General features: G+C 67.2%; 5 protein-coding genes and 1 pseudogene. All 6 read right to left on the reverse strand.

Annotated elements, in window-relative coordinates:
* Window positions 1-22: 22 nt before the first annotated feature.
* Entirely contained in the window at window positions 23-2,164 is a 2,142-nt protein-coding gene (locus GV068_RS12700) for a S46 family peptidase (RefSeq protein WP_159698068.1), read from the reverse strand.
* A gap of 117 nt (window positions 2,165-2,281) precedes the next feature.
* Entirely contained in the window at window positions 2,282-3,109 is an 828-nt protein-coding gene (locus GV068_RS12705) for a PEP-CTERM sorting domain-containing protein (protein ID WP_201303287.1), read from the reverse strand.
* Between the two features lie 135 nt (window positions 3,110-3,244).
* Window positions 3,245-4,660, reverse strand: coding sequence for an efflux transporter outer membrane subunit (locus GV068_RS12710; RefSeq protein ID WP_373888441.1), 1,416 nt, complete (start codon window positions 4,658-4,660; stop codon window positions 3,245-3,247).
* Window positions 4,660-7,974, reverse strand: a complete 3,315-nt coding sequence (locus GV068_RS12715; RefSeq protein WP_159698074.1) for an efflux RND transporter permease subunit — start codon at window positions 7,972-7,974, stop codon at window positions 4,660-4,662. The genes GV068_RS12710 and GV068_RS12715 overlap by 1 nt, the downstream gene beginning before the upstream one ends.
* The gene (locus tag GV068_RS12720) at window positions 7,971-11,069 is read right to left on the reverse strand and encodes an efflux RND transporter permease subunit (protein ID WP_159698077.1); all 3,099 of its coding nucleotides are present in this window, start codon (window positions 11,067-11,069) and stop codon (window positions 7,971-7,973) included. Before GV068_RS12720 ends, GV068_RS12715 begins: the two co-directional genes overlap by 4 nt.
* Window positions 11,070-11,100: 31 nt before the next feature.
* Window positions 11,101-12,186 (reverse strand): annotated as a pseudogene (locus GV068_RS12725) (efflux RND transporter periplasmic adaptor subunit); the annotation flags it as partial.
* Between the last annotated feature and the right edge of the window lie 53 nt (window positions 12,187-12,239).

Raw genomic sequence — 12,239 nt, forward strand, 5'->3', positions numbered from 1 at the left:
GGCTTCTTGATCAAGCATTCGATTACTTCTTAGGATACTTGATCGTCATTTCCTTGAGCAGGTTGTCGGCACGGTCGACTTCCTTCATCACCCACAGCATGTAGCGGATGTCGACGTGGATCGCGCGCGTGATGGCGCTGTCGAAGTACCAGTCCTTGGTGATCGATTCATAGGTCGAATCGAAGTTCAGGCCCACCAGTTCGCCGCGTTTGTTCATGACGGCCGAACCCGAATTGCCACCGGTGGTGTCGGCGCTCGACAGGAAGTTCACCGGCACGGTACCCAGCACCGGATCCTTGAACACGCCGTAGCGTTTGCCCTTGATCGCTTCGAGCAGCGGCGCCGGGGCGATGAACGGATCCTTGCTGGTGGCCTTCTCGACGATGCCCTCCACGGTCGTGAACGGACCCTTGACCAGGCCGTCGCGCGGCGTATACGGCGCCACGGTGCCGTAGGTCACGCGCAGGGTCGAGTTGGCGTCCGGGTAGACCGGCTTGCCCTGCGACCTCTTCCAGGCGATGACGGCGGACATGTACTGCGGGATCACGCGTTCCAGGTTGCCATCGATCTCGTTGCGGCGGTTCTCCAGCGCCAGCCCGGTCTCGTGCAGGCGCACGGCCAGCTGGATGAAGGGGTCGTTCGACTTGCGGAAGGCGTCGACATCCTTGCCGATCCAGGCCAGGCGCTTGGCGGTGTCGGCCAGTTCGGTCGACTTGTACATGGCGTTGAGCGCGTTCGGCCCCGGCAGCAGCGCGTCCAGGCCCTGCGGATGCAGCCTGGCGTCGATGCGGCTGTAGCGCGCCAGTGCGGCGCCCCAGCGGGCTTCGTCGACGTTCGGCACGAAGGACTGTTCGAGGCGGGTCAGGCGCGCCTTGATAAAGGACAGGTCGCGTTCCTGGTAGCCGGCTTCGCGCTGGGCGTCCGGCTTCTGGCGCTCGAGCGCCAGGCGGTACAGGGTGCGCGCGCTTTTCAGCAGGTCGCTATGGGTGGCTTCCAGCCAGGCGGCTTCCTGGCGCGAAGCGGCCATGTCCTGTGCGATCACGCCGTCCAGGTCCGCCAGCAGGTTCTTCGATCCGCTGCCGCCATGCTGCTTGTGCCAGGTGCGGAATTCGGCGTCCTGCACGTCCTTGATCGCCGCGATGTCCTTGCGCGCGAAGCCGTCCAGCAGGCCCTGGGTTTTCTTGAGCACGTTGTTCAGGCTCTTGGCGACGCTGGCGTAGCGCACGTCCCAGGCCGGGTTGCCCATGGTGGCGGCCGAAATCACCGACAAGTCGGCGGTGATGCTCGCCACCTTGGCCGGGAAGTCGACGTCGCGCGCGAAGCGGATCTCCGACGGCAGCTTGTAGCGGCTGGTGCGGCCCGGGTAGCCGGCCAGCAGGATCGGATCGCCGTTCTTCAGGCCTTCGGCGGAGACCACCAGGAAGTCCTTCGACTTGTACGGCACGTTGTTCGGCGACGGATCCGCCGGCCGGCCGTCGGGACCGACGTAGGCGCGCAGGAAGGAGAAGTCGCCGGTCTGGCGCGGCCACTCGTAGTTGTCGATGTCGCCGCCGAAGTTGCCGATACGGTCGGACGGCGCGTACACCAGGCGCACGTCGCGGATCATCAGCTGCTTGATGCGGTAGTACTCGAGGCCGCGATGGAAGGCCGGCACCGAGCAGCGCGTGGACTTATCAAGCTCGCATTCGGCCACGAGGGCCTTGATGCGCGACTCGACCAGCTCGTGGCGTTCGCGGCCCGACATGCTCGGGCTCAGGCCCTTGAGCACGCGGTCGGTCACGTTCTCGACCTTCTCGGTCACGTACACCAGGGTGTTCGGACCGCCCGGCAGTTCCTCGGCGCGGGTCTTGGCCAGGAAGCCGTTGACGATGTAGTTCTTTTCCGGGGTCGCGTTACGCTGGACCGCGCCGTAGGCGCAGTGGTGGTTGGTGACGATCAGGCCGTTCGGGGACACGAAGGACGCCGAGCAGCCGCCCAGCGAGACGATCGCGCTCATCGGGTGCTTGGTCAGGTCGGCCAGCTTCTCGGCCGGGATGGTGATGCCGATGCGTTTGAGTTCGGATTTGAGTTGCGGCAGCTGGTGCGGTTGCCATTGGCCTTCGTCGGCGACAGCGAATGTCGCGACGCCCATCAGGGCGACAGGCAGAACAAACGATTTGAACAAAGTAGACCCCAGGTGAATAAAATGCAGCCGGGAGTATAAATTGTTATATGTATGTCGGGGTCGTTTTTTGGCGTAATGACGGGCTGCCGCGCCCTGCGGAACGGCAGCCCTTGACGCTTACTTCTGCTTGCGGCGGCGCGCGGCGAAACCGAGCGCGCCGAGGCCCAGCAGGGCCAGGCTGGCCGGTTCCGGCACCTGGCTTGCTGCGGTCTCGAAGTTGAAGGTGGTCGCTTCTTCGCCGGCGAAGCCGATGCGGGCGTTGTCGATGAAGCCACGGAAGGTGCCGGCCCAGCCGGAACCGATGCCGAACTCGATGCCCAGGATCGCGGTGGAGGCGCTCAGCTGGTCGTAGGATGCCACGTTCTGCGCATTCGGCGCCATGCCCGACGCCCAGTTTGCCAGCGTCATGTCGTAGTCCTCGACCGTGTAGCCCGGCGAGAACTGGCGCTGCCAGAAGTACTGGTTTTCCAGGCTGCTCGACACCCACTGGTTCTGCAGGGTCGTACCGTTGTAGACCTGTTCCCAGATCAGGTAGCCCCGGTCTTCCGTGGTCGCGGCATTGCCGTCGGCGTCATAGAGCAGGCGCATGGCCGGCGCCAGGTGTTCAGCCGAGGTGCCGGGTGCGCGGAACCAGTCGAAGCCGATGGAATTGACGTTGCCCAGCGTGCGGTTGTTCACGAAACCCCAGGTGTAGGCGTAGTCGGCCTTGCCGCTGGCGTCGGTGGAGGACATTTCGACCGAACCATTGCCGCTGCGCGGGTTGGCGCTGGTGATGCCGGCGAAGGTTGTCGAGGTGTAGCCGGTCGAGACGTCGCGATAGTTGGTCAGGTACCAACTGTTGAGGGTCGGCGCGTTCGACACGCTGGTGACGGTGACGGTGGCAGCCTGGGCGGCGCCTGCGCCGAGCAGGGCGAGAACGACGGCGGAACGAAGCAGCGATTTCATGGCATTCCCCTAGTTTTAGTTGTAACGCCATGGGCTATGCAAAATGGATGCCAGGAAAAGCGCATTGAGGAAAATCAATAAGTTAGCTGCTTCGTTGTCACATCCGAGTGACCGACTGTCAAATTTCCCGACAGCTCATCCTTGTTCCTGGCCGACATGCCAGCCGCCGCCCAGCGACTGGATCAGCGCCACCGCCGCGGCCTGGCGATCCGCCTGCACCTGCACCAGCGAACGGCGCGCGCTCAGCGCCGTGGCCTGGGCCTGCACCACCTCCGAATAGCTGACCTGGCCGGCGCGGTAGCGGTTCAGGATCTGCTGTTCCACCCGGTCGGCGGCCTCGGAGGCCACGCGGCGCAGTTCCTGTTGCTGCTCCAGCACGCGCACGGCGGTCAGCTGGTCTTCGACGTCGGCAAAAGCGCTCAGTACCGTCTGGCGGTAGCGCGCGACCGCCGCCTGGTGACGGGCCTCGGCGCCGGCCACGCTGGCGCGGGTGGCGCCGGCATTGAAGATCGCCTGCGCCGCCGACAGGCCGAAGGACCAGGTCGCGTTCGAGGCCGAGAACAGGTCCCCTACCCGGCTGCCGCCGGTGCCCAGCGAGGCCGAGAGGCCGATGTTCGGGAAGTAGGCCGCGCGTGCGATGCCGATTTCCGCGTTGGCGGCGGCGACGTCGCGTTCCGCCGCGGCGATGTCCGGACGGCGCTGCAGCAACGTGGACGGCACGCCCACTGGCACCGCCGGCACCGTCATGCGCCAGTCGGATAGCGGCGCCAGCGTGAATTCGGCCGGCGCCTTGCCGACCAGGACCGCGATGGCGTGCTCGAACTGGGCGCGCTGGCGCGCCAGGGACAAGGCATCGTTGCGGGCGTTGGCCAGCTGTGTCTCGGACTGCAGCACGTCGGTGCGCGCGATGATGCCGACGTTGAAGCGGTTCTGGGTGATCTGCAGCTCGCGCTCGTAGCCGGTGATGGTGCGATCCAGCAGCGCGCGCTGGGCGTCGAGGGCGCGGATGGTGAAGTAGTTGGCCGCGAGCTCGCCCTGGGCCGACAGACGCGCGCTGGCCAGGTCGGCGGCGGTGGCTTCAAGGCCGGCCTGGGCACTGGTGACGCCGGCGCGCAGGCGGCCCCACACGTCCGGCTCCCAGCTGCCGCCCAGGTTGAGGCGGTAGGCATTGTCGGCGCCCTGGCCGCGCACGCCGGAACGGTCGCCGCTCAGGTTCAGGTTCACGGTCGGGAACAGCGCGGCGCGCTGCTGCTGGACCAGGGCGCGCGCCTGCGCGTAGTTGGCGACCGCCACCGCCACGTTCTGGTTCGAGACCTCGACACTGGCCGCCAGATCGTTCAGCACCGGATCCTGGAACAGCTGCCACCAGGGCCCGCGCTCGAGGGCATCGGCGGGCGCCGCCGGCACCCAGCCCTGCGCCTCCTTGAAGGCCAAGGGCTCGGGCGTCGACGGGCGCTGGTAGGCGGGACCGACGGCGCAACCCGCAAGCAGGCTGGCGGCAAGGGCGATGGTGGTCAGGCGATGGATGGTCAGGGTACGCATGGGCTTCATCATTTTGCGGGAATCGGTTCGTCGTGGTCGGCGTGGCGGGTCAGCTCGTGCTCGTCGGCCTTCTTGGTGCGCAGCTTGTCGAGCAGGACGTAGACCACCGGCGTGGTGAGCAGGGTCAGGAGCTGGCTGGCGATCAGGCCGCCGATGATGGCGATGCCGAGCGGACGGCGCAGCTCCGAGCCTTCGCCGAAGCCGATCGCGAGCGGCAGCGCGCCGAGGGCGGCGGCCAGGGTGGTCATCAGGATCGGGCGGAAGCGCAGGATGCAGGCTTCGCGTACCGCTTCCACCGCAGACAGGCCGCGCGCGCGCTCGGCCTCGAGGGCGAAGTCGATGATCAGGATCGCGTTCTTCTTCACGATACCGATGAGCAGGAAGACCCCGATCAGCGCAATGATGGAAAACTCCATCCGGAACAGCAGCAGCGCCAGCACCGCGCCGACGCCGGCCGAAGGCAGCGTGGACAATACCGTCACCGGATGGACCAGGCTTTCGTACAGGATGCCGAGCACGATGTAGATGACGATGATGGCGGCAAGGATCAGCATCGGCTGTTCCTTGTTCGACTCCTGCGCCGCGCGCGCCGTGCCCTGGAAGCTGCCGCGCACATTGGTCGGCATGCCGATCTCGGCCTCGGCCTGCTTCACCGCGTTCTGGCCGTCTTCCAGGTTGTAGCCCTCGGCCAGGTTGAAGGACACCGTGGTCGCCAGTTCGCCGTCCTGGTGGTTGACCGAGGTCGGCGTCGCGCTTTCCGCGAAGCTGGCGATGGCCATCAGCGGCACCATCGTGGTGGCGCTGGACGACAGGGCCGAACCGCTGGACGGGTCGCGCGCGGCCGTCAGGTTGGATGGCGTGGATGGCGTGCCGGTCGCAGACTGGGTAGTGGAACCGGACTGCGTGGTGGTGCCAGCGCCAGCGCCGGCGCTCGTCGTGCCCGTCCCCGTGCTGCTCGACGCGCCCGATCCGCCACCCCCGCGCGCCGGCACGTAGACGTCGCGCAGGGCTTCCGGCGACTGTGCGTAGCGCTGGGCCACGCCCATGATCACGTGGTACTGGTTCAGCTCATCGTAGATGTTCGCCACCTGGCGCTGGCCGAAGTTGTTGTACAGGGCATTGTCGACGTCGCGCGTGCTGATGCCCAGGCGCGAGGCGGTGTCCTTGTCGATGGTGACGAAGGTTTCGACGCCGTTCTCGGCCTGGTCGGTATCGACGTCCACCAGGGCCGGCTGGCGCTTCATGGCTTCCGACAGGCGCGTGGCCCACTGCTTCAGGTCGGTCGCGTTGTCGCTCTTGAGGGTGTACTGGTAAGTGGAGTTGCTGGAGCGTCCGCCCATGCGCAGGTCCTGCACCGGGTTCAGGAAGATCGACACCCCGGTCACGCGCGCCAGCCGCGGACGCAGGCGCGCGATCACGGCCTGGCCGGTATCGCCCTCGGCACGTTCGCTGACCGGTTTCAGGTTGATGAACATGAAGCCGCCGCCGGCCCGTCCGCCGCCGGTAAATGCGACTACCGTGTCGACCGCCGGGTCGCGCTTGATGATGTTCACCAGCTGGCGCAGTTTGCCCTGCATGGCCTGGAAGGAGATGCTCTGGTCGGCGCGGATGCCGCCATTGAGCTGGCCGGTGTCCTGCTGCGGGAAGAAGCCTTTCGGCGCGGCCGCGAACAGGTAGACGTTCAGGCCGACGACAAACGCCAGGATGAGCATCACCAAGAGCTTGCTGTCGAGCGCCCAGTCGAGCGAGTGCTCGTAGCCGCGCAGCACCTTGCCGAAGCCCTTTTCGGACCAGCGTGCGAGGCGCCCCGGCTTCTTCTCCTTGTCCTCCCGGCGCAGCAGCCAGGCGCACATCATCGGCGTGGTGGTGAGCGAGATCACCAGCGAAATCATGACGGCCGCCGACAGCGTCACCGCGAACTCGCGGAACAGGCGGCCCACCTGCCCGCCCATGAACAGCAGCGGAATGAACACCGCCACCAGCGACAGCGAGATCGACAGGACGGTGAAGCCGACTTCGCGCGCGCCCAGCAGGGCCGCCTTCATGCGGTCCATGCCCGATTCGATGTGGCGCGCCGTGTTTTCCAGGACCACGATGGCGTCGTCCACCACGAAGCCGGTGGCCACCGTGAGCGCCATCAGCGACAGGTTGTTCAGGCTGAAGCCCAGCAGGTACATGACGCCGAAAGTACCCAGCAGCGACACCACCGTTGCGGCCGCGGGGATGATGGTCGCGCGCAGGCTGCGCAGGAACACGCTCACCACCAGCACGACCAGCAGGATCGACAGCACCAGGGTGAACTCGATCTCGTGCAGCGAGCTGCGGATCGAGGTGGTGCGGTCGGACGCTACCTGCAGGGTAACGTCGCCCGGCAGCTGGGCCTGCAGCGACGGCAGCAGCGCGCGCACGCCATCCACGGTTTCGATGACGTTGGCGTCCGGCTGGCGCGTCACCAGCACGATCACTGCCGGCTGGCCGTTGAACAAGCCCAGGGTATTGACGTTCTCGACGCCGTCGATCACGTCGGCCACGTCGCGCAGGCGGATCGCCCCGCCGTCGCGCCAGGCCACCACCAGGTCGCGGTATTCGCTGGCCTGCGGCCGGCCCTCGCCCTTGGCGGTGGTCGGCTGCGAGTAGATCTGGAAGCGGTTGCCGGCGCCTTCGATCGCGCCTTTCGGGCGGTTCGCATTGGTGGCCTGGATCGCGGCGCGCACGTCCTCGCTCGACAGGCCGTATTTGTTCAGCGCATAGGGCAGCAGCTCGACCCGCACCGCCGGCAGCGAACCGCCGCCGATCTCGACCTCGCCCACGCCCTTCACCTGCGCCAGGCGCTGCTGGACCAGGTTCGAGACCGACTCGTAGATCTGGCCGGGCGAGCGGGTCCTGGAGGTGAGCGCCAGGATGATCACCGGCGCATCCGACGGGTTGGCCTTGCGGTAGGTCGGGTTGCTGCGCAAGGTGGCCGGCAGGTCGGCGCGCGCGGCATTGATCGCCGCCTGCACTTCGCGCGCGGCGGAGTCGATCTTGCGGTTCAGGTCGAACTGCAGGCTGACCCGGGTCGAGCCGTTGCTGCTGTTTGACGTCATCTCGTTGACGCCCGCGATCACGCCCAGGCGCCGCTCCAAGGGCGTGGCGACGCTGGAAGCCATGGTCTCCGGGCTGGCGCCGGGGAGCGAGGCCGACACCGAAATGGTCGGATAGTCCACCTGCGGCAGCGGCGACACCGGCAGCACGAAGAAGGCCGCGATGCCGGCCAGCGCCAGGCCCAGCGTCAGGAGGACGGTCGCGATCGGGCGTTCGACGAAGGGACGCGACAGGTTCATGCGCCCACCCGCTCCGGCTTGTTCGGCGCTTTACCGGTCCTGCGGCGCGCCAGGCGATCGAAGGCGAGGTAGATCACCGGCGTGGTGAACAGGGTCAGCAGCTGGCTGACGATCAGGCCGCCGAAGATGGCCAGGCCCAGCGGGCGGCGCAGTTCGGCGCCCTCGCCCCAGCCCAGCATCAGCGGAACGGCGGCAAACAGCGCGGCGAGCGTCGTCATCAGGATCGGGCGGAAGCGCAGCAGCGCTGCCTGGCGGATCGCCTCCAGCGGCTCCTTGCCCCCGTCGCGCTCGGCCTCGATGGCGAAGTCGATCATCATGATCGCGTTCTTCTTGACGATGCCGATCAGGAGGATGATGCCGATGATGCCGATCACCCCCAGGCCTTGCCCGGTCACCCACAGCGCCAGCAGCGCGCCGACGCCGGCCGAAGGCAGCGTAGACAGGATGGTCAAGGGATGTACGTAGCTCTCGTACAGCACGCCCAGCACGATATACACGCAGACCACGGCCGCCAGGATCAGCCACAGCTGGTTCGACAGCGAGGCCTGGTAGGCGCCGGAAGCGCCGATGAAGGTCATGGTCACCGCGTTCGGCAGCTTGATTTCCTCGGCCGCCTCGCGGATCGCATCGACCGCGGTGCCGAGCTTGACGCCGTCGGCGGTGTCGAAGCCGATGGTAGTGGCCGGGTACTGGGCCACGTGGGTGATCTGCAGCGGCGCCTCGGCTTCGCGGATGGTGGCCACCGCCGACAGCGGCGTCGGCTGGCCGGAACCGGTGCGCAGCTGCAGGCGGTTCAGGGTCGCCGGCGACATCGCTTCGTCCTGCTGGGCCTCCAGGATCACGCGGTACTGGTTGGTCTCGGTGAAGATGGTCGAGACGATGCGCTGGCCGAAGGCGCTGTAGAGCGCGTCGTCGATCGAGGCGGCCGTGATGTTCAGGCGCGAAGCCGTGTCGCGGTCGATGTCGATGTAGGCCGCGGCCCCGACCGCGCCGGCATCCGTGGTGACGGTGCGCAGCTCTTTCTTGGTGCCCATCTGGGCGACCAGCTTCCTGGCCCACTCGTTCACCGTGGCGCTGTCAGCGCCCTCGATCGACACCCGGTACTGGGTCGGGCCGCTTTCGGCGTCGATGGTGAGATCCTGAGTCGGCTGCAGGAACATGGTCACGCCCGCCACGTTCGCCACGCGGTTGCGCAGGCGCGCCATGATCTCGTCCTGGTCCTCGCGCCCTTCCCGCTTCAGGTTGATCAGCATGGTGCCGGCATGGAGCATGGTGTTGTTGGCCGCATCCACGCCGACGTAGGAACTCAAGGAGGCCACAGCAGGGTCTTTCAGGATTTCGGCGGCGGCAGCCTGCTGGAGCCGCGACATGTCGGCGTAGGAGATCGACTGGCGCGTCTGCAGGCGTGCCTGCAGCTGGCCGGTGTCCTGGGTCGGGAACAGGCCTTTCGGGATGATCACCCACAGCAGCGCCGTCAGCACGAGGGTGCCGAGCGCCACCAGCAGGGTCAGGCCCTGGCGCGCCAGCACCCAGCCCAGCGCCACGTCGTAGCGCTGGATCACGCGGTCGAAAAAGGCCTGGGTCTTTTGGGCGAAACGGCTGGGACGTTCTTCTTCATGGCTCTTGAGCCAGCGCGCCGACATCATCGGCACCAGGGTCAGGGACACCACGCCCGAGATCAGGATGGTCACGGCGAGGGTCACCGCGAATTCGCGGAACAGGCGTCCCACCACGTCGCCCATGAACAGCAGCGGGATCAGGACCGCGATCAGGGAGACGGTCAGCGAAATGATGGTGAAGCCGATCTGGGTCGCGCCCTTGAGCGCCGCCGCCATGGGCTTTTCGCCCTCTTCGATGTAGCGCGCGATGTTTTCGATCATAACGATCGCATCGTCCACCACGAAACCGGTGGCGATGGTCAAGGCCATCAGCGAGAGGTTGTTCAGGCTGTAGCCCATCAGGTACATGATGCCGAAGGTGCCGATCAGCGAGATCGGCACCGCCAGGCTGGCAATCACGGTGGCGCGCAGGCTGTGCAGGAAGGCGAAGATCACCAGCACCACCAGCACCACGGCCAGCACCAGTTCCATCTGCACGTGGTGGACCGAGGCGCGGATGCCGGCGGTGCGGTCGCTCAGCACGTCCATGCGCACCGAGCTGGGCAAACCGGCCTGCAGCTCGGGCAGGCGCTCCTTGATGGCGTCCACGGTGGCGATCACGTTGGCGCCGGGCTGGCGCTGCACATTCAGGATGATGGCCGGTTTCAGGTTGGCCCAGGCGCCGATGCGCACGTTCTCGGCGCTGTCCACCACCTTGGCTACCTCGGAGAGGCGCACCGGCGCCCCATTGCGGTAGGAGACGATCAGGTTCTTGTAATCGGGGACCGTCACCAGCTGGTCGTTGGCGTTGATCGCGTACGAACGGGTCGGGCCGTCGAAGTTACCCTTGGCGCTGTTGGCGTTGGCCGCGGTGATCGCGCTGCGCAGGGTGTCCAGGCCCAGGCCGTAGGAGGCCAGTGCCTCGGTATCGGCCTGGATGCGCACCGCGGGGCGCTGGCCGCCGGACAGGCTCACCAGGCCCACACCCGAGACCTGGCTGATCTTCAGCGCCAGGCGGGTATTGACCAGGTTCTGCACCTCGGTGAGCGGCAAGGTGTCGGAGGTGATCGCCAGGGTCAGCACCGGCGCGTCGGCCGGGTTCACCTTGGCGTAGACCGGCGGCGCCGGCAGGTCGGTCGGCAGCAGCGAGCCGCCCGCGTTGATCGCGGCCTGCACTTCCTGCTCGGCGACGTCGAGCGTTTGGCCGAGGCCGAACTGCAGCGTGACCACCGAGACCCCGGCCGCACTGGTGGAACTCATGCGGGTCAGGCCCGACATCTGGCCGAACTGGCGCTCCAGCGGTGCGGTGACGGTGCGCGCCATGACTTCCGGACTGGCGCCCGGGTACAGGGTCTGCACCTGGATGGTCGGGAAGTCCACCTGCGGCAGCGCCGACAGCGGCAGAAAGCGGTAGCCGACCAGGCCGGCCAGCACGATGGCCAGCATCAGCAGCGCCGTGGCGACCGGACGCTTGATAAATGGCGCCGATGGACTCATTAGCCGGCTCCGCGAGCGTGGGTACCGCTACTCATTGCTGCGCTCCCTGGCGCTGGCGGCGGCCTTCGCCCTGCCCTGCGCCGCGCTGTCCGCCGGCGCCTTGCGGACGGTCGCCCGGCAAGGTCACCTTGGCGCCGTCGCGAAGGCGGTCCGCGCCTTCGGTGATCACCTGTTCGCCCACCTTCAGGCCGGTGGCGATCTGCACCTTGTCCACGGTCGACTGGCCGCGCGTCACGGCGCGCTGCGACACCGTCTTGTCCTTGGCATTGAGCACGTACACGAAGTCGCCGTTGGCGCCGTGGCGCAGCGCCGTCACCGGCACCACCACCGCGTTCTCGATCGTATTGAGCACCAGGCGCAGGTTGACGAACTGGCTCGGGAACAGCTTGTTGTCCTGGTTGGTGAAGCGCGCCTTGGCGCGCACGGTGCCGGTCTGGACGTCGACCTGGTTGTCGAGCGCGATGAAGCTGCCTTGCGCGAGGGTGTCGGTGCGGGTGCGGTCCAGCGCCGTCGCCGGCAGCTTGGCGCCTTGCGCGATGCGCTGCTGCAGCGCCGGCACCTGGTCCTGCGGTACCGTGAATTCGACGTCGATCGGCGACAGCTGGGTGATCACCGCCACACCGTTGGCGTCGCCGGTACTCACCAGGTTGCCGATATCGACCGTGCGCAGGCCGACGCGGCCGGAGATCGGCGCGCGCACCTGGGCGTATCCCACGTTCAGCCGGGCGATGCCCTCGGCGGCGCGGTCGGTCATCACCGTGCCCTCCAGCTGCTTGACCAGCGCCGCCTGGGTGTCGACGTCCTGGCGCGCGATCGATTCCTGCTCCAGCAGGGTACGGTAGCGGCCGAGCAGCAGGCGCGCGTTCTCGAGCTGGGCCTGGTCGCGCTGGCGCTGGCCCTGCGCCTGCAGCAGCGCCATCTCGAAGGGGCGCGCATCGACGGTTGCCAGCACCTGGCCCTGCTTGACCAGCTGGCCCTCGGTGAACAGGATCTTCTGCAGCACGCCCGAGACCTGGGGCCGCACGGTGGCGGTCGCCGCCGCCGTGACCGTGCCGAGGGCGTCGATGTTGACCGGGATATTCATCTGTTCGGCGGTGGCGACGCCGACCGTGGTCGCTGTCTCTTATACACACATCCGAGCCCACGAGACTAGCGCTCATCTCGTATCGA

Source organism: Massilia sp. 9I (assembly GCF_902506415.1).
Lineage (GTDB): Bacteria > Pseudomonadota > Gammaproteobacteria > Burkholderiales > Burkholderiaceae_D > Telluria.

What these genes read in the sequence shown, in the direction of transcription:
- GV068_RS12705 (WP_201303287.1), bottom strand. Translation starts at nt 3,109, where the DNA reads ATGAAATCGCTGCTTCGTTCCGCCGTCGTTCTCGCCCTGCTCGGCGCA.
- GV068_RS12710 (WP_373888441.1), bottom strand. Translation starts at nt 4,660, where the DNA reads ATGAAGCCCATGCGTACCCTGACCATCCATCGCCTGACCACCATCGCC.
- GV068_RS12715 (WP_159698074.1), bottom strand. Translation starts at nt 7,974, where the DNA reads ATGAACCTGTCGCGTCCCTTCGTCGAACGCCCGATCGCGACCGTCCTC.
- GV068_RS12720 (WP_159698077.1), bottom strand. Translation starts at nt 11,069, where the DNA reads ATGAGTCCATCGGCGCCATTTATCAAGCGTCCGGTCGCCACGGCGCTG.